Here is a 17,425-nt window from a genome sequence, read left to right on the forward strand (position 1 = left end):
GCAGCAGATGAATTGGGGGAGCGACAATGGGGTTGGAACATCGCGCAAAATGGAGGATCAACATCTACGCCTGGCTTCTGCTCCTTCCCTCCCTCATCTTCCTTGTTCTGTTTACCTTTTATCCCGTTCTTCAAACGGTTATCCTGAGCTTTTACCAAGCGGATCTGGGTTCCCCGGAGCCGTTTTTTAACGGGGGAGACAACTACAGAATCATGCTGGAAGATGACGTGTTCTGGAAGGTGCTGACCAACAACTTGTGGTTTGCTCTGGGGACGGTGCCGACGAGTATCGCCCTGGGACTTGCGATGGCTTTGTTTGCAAACAAGGCGCTGCGCGGCAAAGGGTTTGTCCGCACTGCCTACTTTTATCCGACGGTCGTCCCGATGATTGCCGTCGCGAATATATGGCTGTTCATTTACACGCCGGAGTACGGGGCTTTGAGCCATGTCATGGAATGGTTCGGCCACGGCGGGATGAACTGGCTGGGAGATCGGACGAACGTCATGTTTGCGATGATCTTCATGGTGATCTGGAAGGAAGCGGGCTACTTCATGATTTTTTATCTGGCCGGCTTGCAAAATATTTCCAAGGAACTGTACGAATCCGCCTCGATGGACGGAGCCAAGCCGTGGACGGTGTTCAGGCGAGTGACGTTTCCGCTGTTGATGCCCACCACGATGTTCGTCTTGATCATTGCGTTTACCAACTCGTTCAAGCTGGTCGACCATCTCGTCATCATGACCAAGGGCGGTCCGGACAACGCCAGCAACCTGTTGCTTTACTACATTTACGAGACGGCGTTTTCCTTCTGGGATCAGGGCATGGCTTCCGCTTTGACAGTCGTCATGGTGGTCATCCTGCTGCTCGTTGCCGCGATTCAATTTTTTGGTCTGGATAAAAAGATTCATTACAACTGAGGGGGAGTCAGATGTTTCGCAAAATAACGGGGGTGGCGATGTACGGGCTGGCCGCCCTCTGGCTGTTTCCGCTTGTGTGGGCCTTCTGGACGGCATTCCGGCCGCGAGAGCTGGCGATCTCCTGGACGCTCAGTCCCGATTTCACGCTGGATAACGTGATCAAGGTATGGAATGCGGCTCCCTTTGCCCAGTATTATCTCAACACATTTCTGATCGTAACGGGCGTGCTCGCCGTGCAAATCGTGACCGCCACGCTGGCTGCCTACGCCTTTGCGAAGCTCCGGTTTTGGGGGCGGGACGCGCTGTTCATCCTGTTTTTGGTGCAACTGATGGTGCCGGCAGACATCCTCATCTTTCCCAATTACAACGTGCTGCGGGACCTGTCCTTGCTGGATACGAAGCTGGGCATCATGATGCCGTATTTCGCCTCGGCGTTCGGCGTTTTTCTCTTGCGGCAGACATTCAAGACGATCCCGCATGAGCTTGAGGAAGCCGCACGTATGGAGGGCTGCTCGTGGTGGCAGATTTTGTGGCGGGTGTACGTTCCGCTGGCCCGGCCGACCTACATCGCGTTTGGACTGGTGTCGGTCAGCTACCACTGGAACAATTTCATGTGGCCGCTCATCGTCACCAATTCGGTGGAAAACCGTCCGTTGACCGTCGGACTCGCCATTTTTGCCCAGTCGTTCGAGACAGGGGCGCAGTGGGCCGAGGTGAGCGCCGCCACAGTGATGGTCATTTTCCCGCTGCTGCTTGCCTTTTTGCTGTTTCAGCGGCAGTTTATCAACAGCTTCATCCATTCCGGTGTGAAATGACGAGGGGGGAAAGCGATGAGTGCAAAAGCTTCTTATGCCATCTCAACGTACGTGCTGTTTGACCAGCCGCTCAGGGAAGCGATCCAGCGGCTTGCCGACGGCGGCTGGACGTCGATCGAAATCATGTGCGAAGCAGGACACAGGGAGCTTCTCGAGTGGTCGGCTGGCGAGCTGAACGATCTGCGGGCGCTGGGCAGCGAAAAGGGGATCGTCTGGTCGATCCACGCGCCTATCGACGGATGCAACCCGGCGGCAGCAGGCGGGCTGAGGGAGCAGACGGCAGATGCGATGAAGCGCTGTCTGGAGGTGGCTGCATTTTTGGATTGCACGCATGTGGTGATGCACGCCGGAGAGGTAGAGGATCGCCTGGATGGGGCGGAGCGCGAGCGGGGAGTGGAGCGGGTCGCGCAGTTTATCGAACCGCTTCTGCCACATATCGGGGATTCGCGTACACGGCTTCTTCTGGAAAACGTGCCACCCTACCCCAAGGTGCTCGGCTGGACTGTCTCCGATCTGATCGCCATCTGCAAACAAGTGGCTTCGCCATCGGTGGGCATTGTCTACGACATCGGTCACGCTCATCTGATCCGCAAAGGCTACGCTCTGGATGGTCTCCGGGAGGTCTTTCCGTATATGCAGGCCCTTCACCTGAGCGACAACCGGGGGATCAAGGACGATCATCTGGCTGTAGGCGAAGGAACGGTTCCTTTTGCCGCGATATTGTCTCTACTCAAGGAAAAGGGGTTTGCCGGCAGCTGGGTCATTGAGACGACATGCGTCGCGGATGCCGAGCTGAGTATCTCGCGGTTGAGCCAGCAGCGATGAGGGAGGTTGCGAGGGAACAATGTCAGAAGGCGAGGGGATACCGATGGACATAAGGACGTTACTGAAGGCAAATCCGGTCATTGCCGCCACGGAGCAGGACCAGCTTGCAGCGGCGATGGCATCTCCGGTCAGCGCCATTTTGCTGATGTACGCAAAGCTGACCCGGCTGATGGAGGAGACGGAGACCTTCACGCAAGCGGGCAAGCCGATTTTCGTTCACACGGATCTGATGAACGGTCTTTCCAATGACAAGGAATCCTGCCGTTTTTTATCCCGGCACATACGCCCGGCAGGTATTGTCACAACCAAAGGACCGATGATCCGCGTGGCGAAAAAGGAGGGGCTTTTGACGATTCAGCGCGTCTTCTTGATCGACTCCAGCTCTTTGCAGAATACGATCAGAAATGTGCAGGAAAACCAGCCCGATGCCATCGAAATCATGCCGGGCATCGCGCCTTCGATCATTCCGTATATCAAAGAACAGCTCTCCCAGCCGATTATTTTGGGCGGGTTGATCTGGACCCGGAAGCAGGTGCAGGAAGCGCTTGCCCACGGAGCGGATGCGGTATCGCTCAGCAGGTCGGAGCTGTGGAATTGATTGCAAAAGGACTAACGAATATGCAAATCTTGACGGATCTCAAGTGGATGAATGAACGGAGAATGTTGGCATGATTACCGGAAAAATATCTGTTGACAAAAATAAATATTTGTGTTATGATTATAATTTATGGAATTGACCTCAACTTTGAAAGTGTGATACATAATATTGTGTAGCTTATAGGAGAATCCATACTTTGACAATCTCCTGCATCCACTTTTACATTGGGGGAATCTTTTTTGAGCAAACAGACTGGTGTAAACATGCTTCATTTGCATGAGAATTCTGTCGGTGGCAGTACCGCATTGCACCCGACCCTGATCTGGGATGACGAGGCAGCTGTCCTGATCGATACCGGTATGCCCGGATCATGGGAGCGAATCCGCACAGCCATGCTGGAGGCGGGTGTTTCTCCTGCCATATTGAAAGCAGTAATTCTGACGCATCAGGATTTCGACCACATCGGCAGCGTACCCGAGATCATCGCTGAGGCGGAGCAAGCAAAAGTGTATGCACACAAGCTCGATCAGCCTTACATCGAGGGGACGCTGCCTCTCATAAAAACGAGTCCCGAAGCAATGGCTCCTTTGCTGGAGATGCTCCCGGAAGAAGAACGCCAGAAGGCGATAGACTTTTTTGGCAATCCGCCGAAGGCCAAGGTGGACCATACTCTTGATGACGGCGACGAATTGCCCTATGGCGGCGGGATTCGCGTCATTCACACACCGGGGCATACCGATGGGCACATCAGCCTTTATCTCGTCCAAAGCAAGACGCTGGTTGCAGGCGATGCCTTGATCTGTGTGAACGGCACTTTGCAAGGTCCTGTAGCCCGGACAACCCTGGACATGGAAGAAGCCCGGCGCTCACTTGCAAAGCTTCTCGATTATGAGATCGAGTCGGTCATTTGCTACCACGGCGGGCGCAGCGATCAAAATGTGAAAGGGCAGTTGGAGCAGCTTGCACAGAGAGACCCTGCCTAGCAGACAGGGGAAGAACAACGGGCTTTCCTAACAGCAAAGATCCGGTAGAAACCTCGACAATATAGAAAATCGCAGCCAATTAAACAAACGAAGCGCCTCCTGATGACAGGAAGGCGCTTTTGTTTCGAGATTCCCTTATTACTTACGGAATAATGTACAGCGTCCGGGAAGAAGACAAACCTTTCGCCTGCTTTTCGTCGATTTTGGTCTCAACAAACGGGATTCCCTCCTCCTGCAGCCGGACGCGGTTGGCATTGAAGTGCCGGAAATCGACCAGCACTGGCTGAGTGCTCTGCTTCATCGCCTGCAGCTGCTGTTTGAGCAGCAGATGCGAATAGCTCTGTCCGATAAAATGACCGAAGCCGACCAAAAACGCGTTTGCTATAAGAGCGCAGAGCAAAAGCCTGCTTCCATTTTGAATCCACGCCTTTCCGCTTTCCAGTCCCATCACGGCAATCAGGACGGGAATGATCCAAAGCTGGGGGACATACCGGGCCCACCACGACTCCGGATTGATCAAAACCGTAAACAGCAGGATAGCCATGACGAGGAAAACTGGCCGATGCGCCCGTCTCTTTTGCAGCAGCAGGCCAAAAATGACCAGGCAGCCGAGCAGCACGGCTCCCCCGAACATGGGACCGAATCCGGCTACCCGCACATCGGGAGAGATGAACGCCGTTATCTCGTACGGCGTGACCGAAAACGGCCATTTGAGCTGGCTTTCTCCGTCGTTTCCGACGTTGGCGGTCGTCGCAAACAGAGAAACAAAGAACTTTTCAAACCGGTTTTTGTCCAGAAAATCATGCGGGCTGTTGGTTTTCATGATGTCGACCGCATTTTCGCCAGCCAGCGGGTAAAACGGATGGCCCTTCGTCAGCGTATTCGTTACGTATGGATTGTAGCCGACGAGCGCCACACAGATGAGCAAGCTGGCCGTGAATGCGGCAAGCAGGCTTTTCCACCGCCCCTCGCTGTCGTAGAGGAAAAAGAGCAGCAGCAGCCCGCAGCCGAGCAGGACGGCGTAAACAAGGGCGGTAAATTTCACCTCGCCGAGCAGAATGAGCGCCGAGCAAAGCCCGGCAAGCGTCCACGGGTGATACCGTTTGTACAAAAGATAGCCGAGCGCACAGATGCACAAAATGAGCGATGCCAGCTGTCCGTCAATGTAAAAGGTGATCAGCTGCGTTACCACCACAGGATTGCAGGCCAACAGGAGCGAGAGAATAACCGCTCTTTTCGGCTTCGCTGGAAAAGCTGTCAGCATGGCGGCTGCAGACAGAAAAAAAGACGCAAACAGCAGGATGAAGTTGAAGATCTTGCTCACTTCAATCTGATCGGTCACTTTGTAAAGCAGAGAATCGAGGAGCCAAGGGCCTTTGCTGTAGTGGTTGATCCACAGCTCGAACACCGTCAGCAGCTCGCGTCCCTGCAGCTTCGCAAGCTCTGCATCTGTGGGCGCCTCCAGCTGTTCATAGACCGGATTCCATCCATCCTTCAGAAGGATAATCGCTTCCTGGTGATACGTTTGCCCATCCCATGACAGGTCGTAGGTGTGGGCGCTCGCATACAAGCTGATTCCCAAAACGAGCGCAAGCCCCGCGAGAGTGGAGAGAAACGCGGCCACTGTGCGGGCAGGAAAGAATGAGCGCGTCATGCCCCACATGCTAAGAAGGCCGAGAGCCAGGGACAGCCAGAGGCTGATGCCGGTAATCGGTATTCCGCATAACAACAGGACCGAAGTGAAAAACAGCATAAAGGCTAAAAAGAGGATCAACGCAATCCCCAGAATAAAGGAATAGTTCCCCAGCTTGTTTATATTTGTTGATTCGTTCATACTTTCTCTTTCTCTCCCATTCCTAGCCAAATAGACTCGGGCTTGCTTGTGAAAGCACGTGCAAAAGCTTCGCAAGCAGCACGCCGAGAACAATCCCTCCTACAATCTCACCTTTGGTATGCCCCATGCTTTCGCGCAGCGGCTTTGCGACGGAAGCAGGCGAATCCGCTGTGACACTCGACTCTGCAGAGACCGACTGGTACGGCGCTGTCGCCATCCGGTTCAGCGCTTCCGCATGCTTGCCGACGGCCCTGCGCAATCCCATCGCGTCAATGATGACGATAAACGTAACCGCAACTCCCAGCCCGAATACAGGATGGTCAAAGCCTTCGCGCAGGCCGATCAGGGCAATGCTGGTGACCATCACAGTCGTATGGGTGCTGGGGAATCCGCCGTTTCCTATTTTTGACCGGGCTTCCTTCCCAAAGCGAAGGTAGTTGATAAAAAATTTGACCGTTCCCGAGACGAGCCATCCGATAAACGGTGCCAACGCGTACAACATGTGAATTCCTCCGATAAGATAAACTGCCAAGCTGCGGGATGTGTCAGGATTGTGCCAGCACAATGACGCCGATGATGATGATCGCAAGGCCCGCCATCCGCGTGGCAGACATCGGCTCCTGAAACAGAAAAACCGACAGGATCGCTACGAGGACATAGCCCAAGGCGGCCATAGGGTAGGCGTAGGAGAGCTGTACCCTTTCGATGGCCGCTATCCAGACAAATGCGGAGATTCCGTACAGGGAAAGTCCGACGACGATCGGTACGTTGGTGATGTACTGCAAGATTTTCAGCAAAAACAGATCGCTCTTTCCCGCCAGAGACGAGGCTCCCAGCTTCATGGCGACCTGCCCGCATGCGCTGAGCAGGATCGAAACAAAAATCAGGACGTGCGCCTGCATACCCTTCATCCACCTATCTGTGCTGTTATTCAAAAAAATACAGGATGCCGGCCACCGTAACCACATACAAGAGCACCGTGATCAGGATCGGCTTGTCCTCCAGCAGCACTTTTTCCGGACTGCCTCCCTTGCCGCTCATCGCAATCAAATAGAGGTAGCGGAAAATGCCAAAAATCACGAACGGAATCGTCCACATCAACTGGATCGTCCGCCCGGATGTGAAGGTGAACAACGAGTAGCTGATGATCGTTGCCGTTGTCACGATCGTATTGAATTGATTCAACAATTCTGTCGAGTAGAACTCCAGTACTTTCCGGTGGGAACCTTTTTCCGCTTGCAGCAGTTGAAGCTCGTGCCGCCGCTTGCTGATGGCCAAGAAGAGAGCCAGCAGCATGGTGCAAAGCAAAAACCACGGGGTCAGCGGGGTTCCGATCGCGAGGCCGCCTCCGATCGCACGGAGGACAAAACCGGCAGAGATAATCATCACATCGAGAATGACTACATGCTTCAGCTTGAGTGAATACGCGCAGTTCAGCAAAAAGTAAACCAGCAGCACAAAACCGAGGAGCGTATTGACAGAGAAGGCGACAGAAAGGGAAACAATCAGCAGCAAAGCACCGAAAGTCAGTGCCAAAAACGGGTTTAATGCCCCCGAAGCCATGGGCCGGAACCGCTTTTCGGGATGGTTCCGGTCGTTTTTGATGTCTACAAAATCATTCAATATATAGACACAGCCGGATACGAAGCAAAAAAGGAAAAAGGCGAGAATAGCTTTGCCGCCAACATCCATATCCACTCGGCGGAAAGAAAACAAAAGGGCAGCAAAAACAAGCAGGTTTTTTGTCCATTGCTGAGGCCGCAGCTGACGAATCAACAAAACCAAAACATTTTGGACAGGTGCTGTTTGCGCTTTTACTTTCACAGAATTCGGCAATCCCATATGACTCTCCAATCTATTTACTATGTAGCATGTTACCAAAGGTAAGACGACAATTACCAACAAATAGTAACATAATTGATCGATTTTTGCTGTTTCGTTCCGAATCCAGTTCACAAAAAAGGAGATAAAGGCAAGGGGCAAATCTTGAAAGTGGATATATGGAATCAAGGAATTGCAAGGAAAATCGCTATCCAAATAAAGGGATGTTTGCAAATAACGCCCAAAATATAAGGCCAATTTGATTATTGGATATATACCCTTAACATAATTGCCACTATTCTAAAAATTAAAAATTGAAAGCGTATACAACGCGGGGGAGGACATATGAAAAGGCTCGTAAGTTTTGGACTCTCTGTATTGATGGCGGCAGCGCTGGCAGCCTGCGGTTCCCAGCAATCGAACGGAAGCTCTCAAGTTCAGGGGGCAGGCGCGTCGCAGGAATTAAAGCTCAAAGTGAGCATTACGGTCTCGGAGAAAGACACCTGGGGAGTTGCGGTGAAGAAGTGGATGGAGGACGTCGAGCAAAAGTCAAATGGCCGGATCAAAATGAAAATGTATGCAAATGAATCTCTCTCCAACGGCAACCAGCCAAAAGGTCTGGAGGCAGTCCAAAACGGGTCGACGGACATTTCTCTCCACTCTACGATTATCTACAACGTACTCGACCCGAAGTTTGCCGCGCCTTCTCTTCCCTGGCTCATACCAAGCTACGAACAGGCTGACAAAGCGATGAACGGAGAAGCCGGGCAAAAATTGATGGAGCTCGTTCGCAGCAAAGGGATCGAGCCTCTCGCATTCGGGGAAAGCGGCTACCGTCAAATTACAAACAGCAAGAGGCCGATTCTCACCCCGGAAGACTTGAACGGACTGAAGATCAGAACGCCTTCCATGGAAGCGATGGTGGCTACGTATAAGGAGTTTGGCGGAGATCCGACGGTTATGAACTTCTCGGAGGTGTTTACCTCCTTGCAGCAAGGTGTGATCGACGGACAGGAAAATCCGCTTCCGATCATTCTCAACTCCAAACTGTACGAGGTGCAAAAGTACTTGACTGTATGGAACTACATGTACGATCCGATTGTTTTTGGCGTCAATAAAAAGCTGTATGACAGTCTGGACGCGGACACGCAAAAGCTGCTGAGAGAAACGGCCCAAGAAGCCGCCAAATACCAGATCGAGCTGAATCGCAAAGAGAACGAAGAAGTGCTGGCGCAGCTCAAGGAAAAAGGGATGGAAGTCGTCGAGCTGACACCTGAGCAGATCAAGGCATTCCAGGAAAAAGTCCAACCGGTTATCGACAAATATGAGGGCATCATCGGCAAGGATCTTTTGGATGCATTCCGCAAGTAAACACGACAGGTGGAAAAAGGGGCGATAAAGCCCCCTTTTTCATCCCAATCGCAGGGCAATTGCTTTTTACGGGGGGATCGTCATGAAATTCTGGGTTCGGCTGGAAGAGTGGATTCTGGCAGTCTTAATGGGCATCATCTGCGTTTTGACAATGGTCAACGTATTATCGAGATATTTTTTCAACAGCTCGCTTTCCATGACGGAAGAACTGACCACCAACATCTTCGCTTTCATCATTTTTATCGGAGCGGCCTTGCTTGCCAGGGAAAACGGGCACCTCGGCTTTGCGCTTTTGACCGATCAGCTTCCCGCCCGCTTCCGGATCGTTTGTACCGTGATTGTCGGCTGTTTGACGACGGTGTTTTTCGTCATTCTGCTTTGGTACGGTTGGGAAATGGTCATGCAGCAGTATCAGTACAACCAGAAGACGCCGGCCATGGGCCTGCCGGAGTGGCTGATGGGTCTGTCGGTGCCGCTCGGTGCGCTGCTGTGCATGTTTCGTTTCTGGGAAGGGTACGTCCTGGAGATACGAAGGCATAAAAGAGAGGAGGCAAACCAATGAGCGCAACAGCGATTTGTCTATTCGGGTCCTTCTTTCTGCTGCTGTTTTTAAACATGCCTATCGCCGTAGCCCTCGGCCTCTCTACCGCGATCACGCTGCTGCTGTTTGATCTGCCCATCCAGTCGCTGCCGCCGACCTTGTATTCATCGTTGACCAAATTTACGCTGCTCGCGATTCCGTTCTTTTTCCTCGCCGGGCTGATCATGGAGAGGGCGGGCATCTCCAAAAGGCTGATCCAGCTAGCTCAGACGCTTACCGGCCATTTCACGGGCGGGCTTGCCATCGTGTCAGTCGTGGCAGCGTGTTTCTTCGCGGCGATTTCCGGTTCCGGTCCCGCTACGATGGCCGCCGTGGGCGCGATTATCATACCGGCCATGGTCAAGCAAGGCTATCGCAAGGATATGTCGGCAGGGCTTCTCGCGACGGCAGGCGGCATCGGCATCATCATTCCGCCCAGCATCGCCTATATCATCTACGGTGTAATCGCGGAGGTTTCCATTGGTAAAATCTTTATGGCGGGGATTGTCCCCGGCCTCTTGATGGGTGCCATACTGGCGCTGACGGGATACATGATCGCCAGGAAAGAACAGATCCCTACGCTTCCGAAAGCGAGCGCCAGGGACATTGTGGCTGCTCTGAAGGATGCCTCGTGGGGCTTGATGGCCCCTGTGATCATCCTGGGGGGAATCTACACGGGGATTTTCACGCCGACAGAGTCTGCCGTTGTGGCAGTATTCTACGGTTTGTTTGTCGGAATTTTTATCTACAAGGAAATCAAAATCAAACATTTGCCAAGCCTCTTGGTGGAATCTGCGAAAACGACAGCGATGATCATGCTTATCGTCGCCTCGGCCTCCACCTTTGCCTGGCTGATCACGGTTGAGGGGATTGCGGAGGATTTGGCCAATTCCTTGATGAGCATCGCCCCCAACACGATTACGATGATGCTGATGATCAACCTGGTCCTGCTGATCGCGGGGATGTTTGTGGATGCCATATCCGCATTTTATATTTTCTTGCCGATCTTTTTGCCGATTCTCACCATGATGGACATTGACCCTGTCCATTTTGGCGTCATGATGACGATGAACCTCGCCATTGGTCTGGTCACACCGCCCGTTGGCCTCGATCTTTACGTTGCTTGCGGACTGGCGAAAATTTCGTTGAAGGAGATATCGAAAGGGGTTATTCCGTTTATTGTCGCATCCATACTCGCGTTGCTCGTGATCACTTACATTCCGTCTATTACACTGTGGCTTCCTGAACTGTTGAACATGAAATAAGGAGTGATCTCTTTTGTCAGCGACCCATTGGGATCAAATTGTTCTGGATGCGGTGGAAAAAGAGCCCTTGTACAAGCAAATCTCGCGGCAGATAGAACAAATGGTGCACGAAGGGAAGTTGAAGCCCGGGACGCGGCTGCCTTCCGAGCGGCGGATGGCTGAGCTGTTGAAGGTGAGCAGGATGACGATCACGCTTGCCAATGAAGACATGAAAGCAAGAGGGATCGTCCGCAGCCAGCAGGGGAGCGGCACATATATCATGCGCGGACCGCAGATGGAGCGGACAGAGCAGGTTGTCACCTGGCATGCCGACTTCGCCTATCAGACGGGGAATGTCAATCATGCGATGGAAGAGATCATGCGTTTTGGCCGAGACCCGCGCCTGATCAATTTCGCGGGTGTCGGCACGGCCCCCGAGGTTCACCCGGGAATCGAGCTGAGCCAATACTTTGCCGAGCATTTGCGGAAAAACCCGATCCTGCTCCAGTTGCCCGCACCGACGCAGGGCTATGAGCCTCTGCGGATAGACGCTTGCAAATGGCTGGAGGAGAGCGGCATTCACGTCGACCCGAAAGAGATCATGATCGTCTCCGGAGCGATGCAAGGACTGGATCTCATCAGCAGGCTGTTCCTGGCTCCGGGCGATTACGTCATCATGGAGGACCCCGGATTTCTCGCCGCCTCTGACGCGTTTACGGCGACCGGCGCCAAAATATTGCGCATCACCCTGGATCAGGAAGGGATTCGCATTGACAATCTGGAGAATCTCCTGATGCAGTTTCCGGTGAAGTTTATTTACGTAAACCCGACGTTTCACAATCCGACTGGCGTGACCATGTCCCTGAAACGGAGAAAGGACCTGCTCGTCCTCGCGAAAAAATACAGGGTTCCCATCGTCGAGGACGATCCGTTCAGCTTGATTTATTTCGGCAAAAAACCGGTGCCGCCGCTCAAAGCGCTGGATCAGGACAATTATGTCATCCACCTCCAGTCGTTCTCGAAGTATTTGTTTCCGAGCCTGCGGGTAGCTCTCCTGGTAGCCCCGGAGGGAATCATCTCCAATTTATCCACGATCAAGCAGCGGATCGATCTGCACAGCAACAACCTGACGCAGATTGCCGTTCATGCCTATTTGACGGAAGGGCGCCTGTCGGTCCACGCAGCCAGGCTCCGTCAGGCCTACAGCGCGCGTCTGTCCCTCATCAGGGAAATCGTAAAGGACATGCCTGAAATCCGCTGCAGCATGCCGGAGGGCGGTGTCTTTTTGTGGTGCAGGATCCCCAGCCAGGTCCGGGCGGAGAGACTGCTGCAGACAGCCCTGCGCAAAGGCGTATCGTTTGTGCCGGGGAACTGGATGAGCGGCGTGGGCTTGGGAGAAAATTATCTCCGCCTGGCCTATACACAGCCCTCGCTGGACTTGTTGAAACCCGGATTCGAAATGATTCGTGAGGCCATTTCCGAATATCAGTAAGACCAATCACGGGAATGGTTATATGAAAACGTTTGCACACCCCTTATGCTGATGGTGGGAATTCTCACAATCTTACCAGAAGGGGTGTTTTTTGGTGGGTAATAAAGCGATATCGACGGACCTCTTGCAGGATTGGTATTACCACATGCTCTTGATCAGACGCTTTGAAGAGGCGATCAACGAGAAGTTTTTAGCCGGGGACATTCCGGGTTTTGTTCACTTGTACATTGGCGAGGAAGCGACCGGAGTCGGCGTTTGCTCCGCCTTGAACCGCACCGATTACATTACCAGCACACATCGGGGGCACGGCCACACCTTGGCAAAAGGCGCCGAAGCAAAACGGTGCATGGCCGAATTGTACGGGCGCAAGACAGGCTACTGCAAGGGAAAGGGCGGATCGATGCATATTGCTGACTTTGGCATTGGCATGCTCGGGGCAAACGGCGTCGTGGGCGGCGGGTTTAATTTGGCCGTCGGAGCCGCGCTGGCAGTCCAATTGCGCAAAGGCTCAGAGGTAGCCGTCTGCTTTTTCGGCGATGGGGCGAGCAACCGGGGTACCTTTCACGAGGGGCTGAATATGGCAGCCGTCTGGAAGCTGCCCGTCGTATTTGTCTGCGAAAACAACCAGTGGGCATCGACGACGCCGATTCACGAAGCGACGGCCGTCACGGATATTTGCGTAAGAGCGTCGTCCTATGCCATGCCGAGCGCGATGGTGGATGGCAATGATGTTTTTGCCGTGTATGAAGCCGCAGTAGAAGCCGTAGAACGAGCCAGGCGAGGCGAGGGCCCTACACTTGTCGAGTGCAAAACGTACCGGATCAAAGGCCACTTCGTAGGCGATCCGGAGCAGTACCGGACGCGGGAAGAAGTGATGAGCCAGATGGAGAGCAACGACCCGATCAAGAAATTCCTCGAGCGGGTTCTCCCGGAAAAGCTTCTGACCGAAGAGCAGCTCCAAGCAATCGAGCAGCGGGTCGCGGAAGAAATCGAAGAGGCGATCCGCTTTGCCGAGGAGAGCCCTTACCCTGATCCGGAGGAAGCATTTGATGATCTGTACGTAGAGGAGGAGGCCAGCCATGCGTAACATATCCTTTTCTCAGGCAACATTGGAAGCGATGCAGGAAGAAATGCGCCGGGACGAGCGAGTTTTCATCATGGGAGAAGACATCGCAAGCCAGGGCGGCATTTTTGGGCAGTTCAAGGGCTTGCCAAAGGAATTCGGCCTGGAGCGTGTACGCGATACGCCGATTTCGGAAACTGCGCTGGTGGGAGCGGGAATTGGCGCCGCTCTCGCGGGAGCTGTGCCGGTCGTCGATATGCACTTTGCCGATTTTATCGGGGTGACGATGGACGAGGTGCTCAACCAGATGGCCAAAATACGCTACATGTTCGGGGGCCAGGCGACCCTGCCGCTCGTGCTGCGGGCACCTGACGGCGTGACACGCTCAGCGGCGGCGCAGCACTCGCAATCGCTGGAAGCATGGTTTTTGCATATTCCGGGCCTCAAGGTCGTCATTCCGTCCAATCCCGCGGATGCCAAGGGGCTTCTGAAAGCGGCGATTCGCGACCAAAACCCGGTGATCTATTTTGAACACAAAGACTTGTTCAGCAAAAAAGGACCTGTTCCGGACGGCGACTACCTCACCCCGATCGGCAAAGCGGCGGTCGTGCGCGAAGGGAAGGACGTGACCATCGTGTCGTACTCGGCCATGCTGGGGAAATGTCTGGAGGCCGCCGATCAGCTTGGCAGCCTGCACGGAATCGAGGCGGAGGTGATCGATCTGCGGACGATTGTTCCAATGGACATGGAGACGATCTACGAGTCTGTCAAAAAGACACATCGTCTTGTCGTAGCTCATGAGGCTGTCAAAACAGGCGGTGTCGGGGGAGAAATTGCCGCCTCGGTCAGCGAAAACATCCTCGAGTACCTGGACGCCCCCATCATCCGCGTAGGTGCCGCCTTTACCCCGATTCCTTTCAGCCCGCCTCTGGAAAAGCGGGTGATTCCACAAGTGGAATCAATCGTAGAAGCTGTTCTGCGGGCACGCTGGTAAACAAATTGAAGGAAGGGGGGAAATAACATGGCATTCGTAATCACCATGCCCAAGTTCGGTTTGACGATGACAGAGGGGACCGTTTCCGTCTGGTGCAAAGCTGTAGGCGAGCGTGTCGAGAGCGGCGAAGTGCTGTTCGAGGTGGAGACAGACAAGATCACCAATGAAGTGACGGCACCAGGAACCGGGGTTTTGCGCCATATTTTTACGCCCGCAGGCGCAGCGGCACAGGTCGGGGCAGCGCTTGCGATCGTGGCGGAAGAGTCCGAGGATATTAGCGGGTTGCTGGGAGCAGACGGTCAGCAGGGGGCAGGCGAGGGTTCACATCACAAATCCAACGATGCTGTTAGCCGTGATTCGAACGATGCTTCGAGTCTCGAATCAGGCGATCACACCCTTTCTGAGGGGTTTCGCCTCGCGACTCCGCTCGCTCGCAAGCTCGCCAGGGAGAAGGGAATCGATATAGGCCAAGTCAGTGCATCCGGCCCGAGAAGCATCGTTGTCTCCCGCGATGTCGGGGATACTGGGGCAAAGCAGCCGGCTATCTCGCCAGCAGCCAAAAAATATGCGGAGGAGCAAGGTGTGGCCTGGGAGAGGATCGACCAGCGGGGGCGGATCATGCTGCCTGACGTGATTGCCGAACAACTGAAGCAAGCGGGAGGTCAGTGGACGCATCCGCCACGGGAAGCGGAGTCGGCAGCCGCAACCCGCCCGATGACAGGCGCACGCAAGGTGATCGCGGAGCGGATGACCCGAAGCTGGCAGCAGATCCCCCACGTTACACTCACCAGGGAAGTCGATGTAACTCCGCTGCTGGCCGCACATGCCATTCTTTCCGCAGATTTGGCGAGTACGGGGACCAAGCTGACCGTTACCCATTTTCTGGTCAAAATCGTTGCCATGGCTCTGCAAAAGCACCCCAGTCTGAACGCCTGGTGCCAAAATCAGGCGATCACTATCCACCCGGACGTCCATCTCGGCGTGGCTGTCTCTGTCGAAGACGGGCTGCTCGTTCCGGTCATTCCTCACGCGTGCAAACAAGATTTGGGCGAGATAGCGGAAGCCTTGCATAATCTGACGACGCGCGCCCGCGAGCAGCGCCTGACGGTCGATGAAATGCGCGGGGGCACGTTTACGATCAGCAATCTCGGCATGATGGGTGTCGACGGTTTTACGCCGATCATCAATCCGCCAGAAACCGGGATATTGGGGATCGGCAGGATCGTCGAAAAGCCCGTATGGATCGGTGATGACCTCGCTCGACGTTCCATGCTGACGCTGTCCCTCTCTTTTGACCATCGGGCACTCGACGGGGCGGAGGCAGCCGGGTTCCTCCAGACGGTGCATGACTACATCCAGCAGCCGCTGCGGCTGCTTGTAAAGGGGAGGCGGTAGGATGAAAAAAAGGCTGATCGTCATCGGTGGAGGGCCGGGAGGATATACGGCAGCTTTGCGCGCGGGCCAACTGGGGGCGGACGTCACCCTGATTGAAAAAGGACAGCTCGGCGGCACCTGCCTGAATGTCGGCTGCATCCCGACAAAAAGCCTGCTGGAGTCCTCCCACATATGGGCGAAAAGCAGTCAGTGGTTCCCGGAGAACAAAGCTGGTGAAGTTCCATGGCCGTCCATTCTGGAGCGGAAAGAAAAAGCGGTCATGCAGCTTCGAAAAGGCGTAGAAGGGTTGCTTCGGAAGGGGCAGATCAGGGTCGTAAAAGGGACAGCTTCGCTTGCCGGAGAGAAAAGGGTGGCTGTTGCGGGAGAAGAGCAGTTGTTGCTGGAGGCGGATGCCATTATCCTGGCGACAGGCAGCCGTCCGGTCGTTCCGCCGATTGAAGGCATTGACCTGCCGGGAGTAGTCACAAGCGATGAGCTGCTCTCCGTTGCCGAGCTGCCCAAACGCCTTGCCATCATCGGAGGCGGGGTCATCGGTGTGGAATTTGCGACCGCTTTTTCCGAGCTGGGCGTGGATGTGCATGTCATCGAAGCGGCAGAGCGCATCCTGCCGAATATGGACCCGCAACTGTCCCGGCAGTTGAAAGAGCTGCTGGAAAGACAAGGCATTGCCTTTTGCCTTGGCCAAAAGGTCGTAAAAATCATCAAGAAGGAAACGGAAGGGCTGGAGCTGCAATTGTCGGAAGGCAAATCGGTACAGGCCGACCTGGTGCTGGCGGCGGTGGGCAGAGCAGCCGTTCTGGAACCGCTCGGGCTGGATAAGGCGGGGATTCGGGTAGTGAACGGCAAAATAAAGGCAGATGCGTATCAACAGACGAATCAGCCGGGCATCTACGCCATCGGGGATTGCGCAAGTCCGATCATGCTGGCGCATGTCGCGATGGCAGAAGGCAGGGTAGCGGCTGAACATGCCCTGGGCTTCCCCACACAGCCAGTCAACTTCGACCTCGTCCCTCACTGCGTCTACTCTCATCCGGAAGCGGCTATGGCAGGCCTAACGGCAGAAGAGGCGAGAAACAGGGGATTCGACGTTCAGGAAGGGGTCTTTCCGCTGATGGCAAGCGGCAAAGCCCTGGTTGGGGGAGAGACGGACGGGTTTTTAAAGGTGGTAGCGGACAGAAAGTACGGGCGGCTTCTCGGCATTCATCTGCTGGCTCCGCACGCGACCGAAATGATTGCGGAAGCGTCGCTCGGTCTGACGCTCGAGGCTACGCTCGACGAGCTGGTCAAAACGATCCATCCCCATCCTACGGTCGCGGAAGGCATCCAGGAAGCCGCGATGAGCATCATGGGGCAAGCAATTCACCTCCCCTAGTCCAGGGAGGCTGCGGCTTGCATGCCTGCCAAGAGGCACTGCCGTACACGCCAGGGAAAAGGCTGGTTTGCAGAAACCTAAACAGACAAAAAAAGGCTCCCTTGTCTCGCAGACAAAAGGG

17 protein-coding genes are annotated in these 17,425 nt (G+C 54.4%); 13 read left to right on the forward strand and 4 right to left on the reverse strand.

Going from position 1 to position 17,425, the window contains the following annotated elements:
• Nucleotides 1-26: 26 nt before the first annotated feature.
• The 5 genes from EDM54_RS07440 to EDM54_RS07460 all read left to right on the forward strand — a co-directional run bounded on the left by EDM54_RS07440 (nucleotide 27) and on the right by EDM54_RS07460 (nucleotide 4,138).
• Nucleotides 27-917, forward strand: coding sequence for a carbohydrate ABC transporter permease (locus EDM54_RS07440; protein ID WP_024983036.1), 891 nt, complete (start codon nucleotides 27-29; stop codon nucleotides 915-917).
• Nucleotides 918-928: 11 nt separating this feature from the next.
• Nucleotides 929-1,732 (forward strand): carbohydrate ABC transporter permease, encoded by an 804-nt coding sequence (locus tag EDM54_RS07445; protein WP_024983035.1) that lies wholly within the window; start codon nucleotides 929-931, stop codon nucleotides 1,730-1,732.
• Nucleotides 1,733-1,747: 15 nt separating this feature from the next.
• Nucleotides 1,748-2,557, forward strand: a complete 810-nt coding sequence (locus EDM54_RS07450) for a sugar phosphate isomerase/epimerase family protein (RefSeq protein WP_122958005.1) — start codon at nucleotides 1,748-1,750, stop codon at nucleotides 2,555-2,557.
• A gap of 43 nt (nucleotides 2,558-2,600) precedes the next feature.
• Nucleotides 2,601-3,155, forward strand: a complete 555-nt coding sequence (locus EDM54_RS07455; protein ID WP_024983034.1) for a glycerol-3-phosphate responsive antiterminator — start codon at nucleotides 2,601-2,603, stop codon at nucleotides 3,153-3,155.
• A gap of 239 nt (nucleotides 3,156-3,394) precedes the next feature.
• Nucleotides 3,395-4,138, forward strand: a complete 744-nt coding sequence (locus EDM54_RS07460) for an MBL fold metallo-hydrolase (protein ID WP_003388706.1) — start codon at nucleotides 3,395-3,397, stop codon at nucleotides 4,136-4,138.
• A 142-nt stretch (nucleotides 4,139-4,280) separates the two neighbouring features.
• Here EDM54_RS07460 and EDM54_RS07465 read toward each other — a convergent pair whose 3' ends face one another.
• From EDM54_RS07465 to EDM54_RS07480, 4 genes are read right to left on the reverse strand one after another with little or no spacing between them, the layout of a single operon-like run.
• On the reverse strand, nucleotides 4,281-5,972 hold the full coding sequence (locus EDM54_RS07465; RefSeq protein WP_122958006.1) for a hypothetical protein: 1,692 nt from the start codon (nucleotides 5,970-5,972) through the stop codon (nucleotides 4,281-4,283).
• Nucleotides 5,973-5,994: 22 nt separating this feature from the next.
• A complete protein-coding gene (locus EDM54_RS07470) occupies nucleotides 5,995-6,474 on the reverse strand; it encodes a divergent PAP2 family protein (RefSeq protein ID WP_003388704.1) in 480 nt (159 codons plus the stop codon).
• A gap of 43 nt (nucleotides 6,475-6,517) precedes the next feature.
• The gene (locus tag EDM54_RS07475; RefSeq protein ID WP_024983032.1) at nucleotides 6,518-6,874 is read right to left on the reverse strand and encodes an SMR family transporter; all 357 of its coding nucleotides are present in this window, start codon (nucleotides 6,872-6,874) and stop codon (nucleotides 6,518-6,520) included.
• Between the two features lie 25 nt (nucleotides 6,875-6,899).
• Nucleotides 6,900-7,814 carry a decaprenyl-phosphate phosphoribosyltransferase gene (locus EDM54_RS07480; RefSeq protein WP_024983031.1) on the reverse strand — a complete coding sequence of 305 codons (915 nt, stop codon included), beginning with the start codon at nucleotides 7,812-7,814 and terminating at the stop codon, nucleotides 6,900-6,902.
• 324 nt (nucleotides 7,815-8,138) lie between these two features.
• On the opposite strand from EDM54_RS07480, the gene EDM54_RS07485 reads away from it, so the two are divergent.
• From EDM54_RS07485 to lpdA, 8 genes are all read left to right on the forward strand, one after another.
• Nucleotides 8,139-9,164 (forward strand): DctP family TRAP transporter solute-binding subunit, encoded by a 1,026-nt coding sequence (locus EDM54_RS07485; RefSeq protein ID WP_122958007.1) that lies wholly within the window; start codon nucleotides 8,139-8,141, stop codon nucleotides 9,162-9,164.
• An 82-nt stretch (nucleotides 9,165-9,246) separates the two neighbouring features.
• Nucleotides 9,247-9,726 (forward strand): TRAP transporter small permease, encoded by a 480-nt coding sequence (locus EDM54_RS07490; RefSeq protein ID WP_003388700.1) that lies wholly within the window; start codon nucleotides 9,247-9,249, stop codon nucleotides 9,724-9,726.
• Complete coding sequence (locus tag EDM54_RS07495; RefSeq protein WP_122958008.1) at nucleotides 9,723-11,009, forward strand: TRAP transporter large permease; 1,287 nt, start codon at nucleotides 9,723-9,725, stop codon at nucleotides 11,007-11,009. The genes EDM54_RS07490 and EDM54_RS07495 overlap by 4 nt, the downstream gene beginning before the upstream one ends.
• Nucleotides 11,010-11,022: 13 nt before the next feature.
• The gene (gene pdxR, locus EDM54_RS07500; RefSeq protein ID WP_122958009.1) at nucleotides 11,023-12,480 is read left to right on the forward strand and encodes a MocR-like pyridoxine biosynthesis transcription factor PdxR; all 1,458 of its coding nucleotides are present in this window, start codon (nucleotides 11,023-11,025) and stop codon (nucleotides 12,478-12,480) included.
• 145 nt (nucleotides 12,481-12,625) lie between these two features.
• Nucleotides 12,626-13,567 (forward strand): thiamine pyrophosphate-dependent dehydrogenase E1 component subunit alpha, encoded by a 942-nt coding sequence (locus EDM54_RS07505; RefSeq protein ID WP_122958017.1) that lies wholly within the window; start codon nucleotides 12,626-12,628, stop codon nucleotides 13,565-13,567.
• Nucleotides 13,560-14,537, forward strand: a complete 978-nt coding sequence (locus EDM54_RS07510; RefSeq protein WP_024983028.1) for an alpha-ketoacid dehydrogenase subunit beta — start codon at nucleotides 13,560-13,562, stop codon at nucleotides 14,535-14,537. The genes EDM54_RS07505 and EDM54_RS07510 overlap by 8 nt, the downstream gene beginning before the upstream one ends.
• Before the next feature lie 27 nt (nucleotides 14,538-14,564).
• On the forward strand, nucleotides 14,565-15,932 hold the full coding sequence (locus EDM54_RS07515; RefSeq protein WP_003388693.1) for a dihydrolipoamide acetyltransferase family protein: 1,368 nt from the start codon (nucleotides 14,565-14,567) through the stop codon (nucleotides 15,930-15,932).
• A gap of 1 nt (nucleotide 15,933) precedes the next feature.
• On the forward strand, nucleotides 15,934-17,304 hold the full coding sequence (gene lpdA / locus EDM54_RS07520; RefSeq protein ID WP_122958010.1) for a dihydrolipoyl dehydrogenase: 1,371 nt from the start codon (nucleotides 15,934-15,936) through the stop codon (nucleotides 17,302-17,304).
• Nucleotides 17,305-17,425: the final 121 nt, after the last annotated feature.

Source organism: Brevibacillus borstelensis (assembly GCF_003710865.1).
GTDB lineage: Bacteria > Bacillota > Bacilli > Brevibacillales > Brevibacillaceae > Brevibacillus > Brevibacillus borstelensis.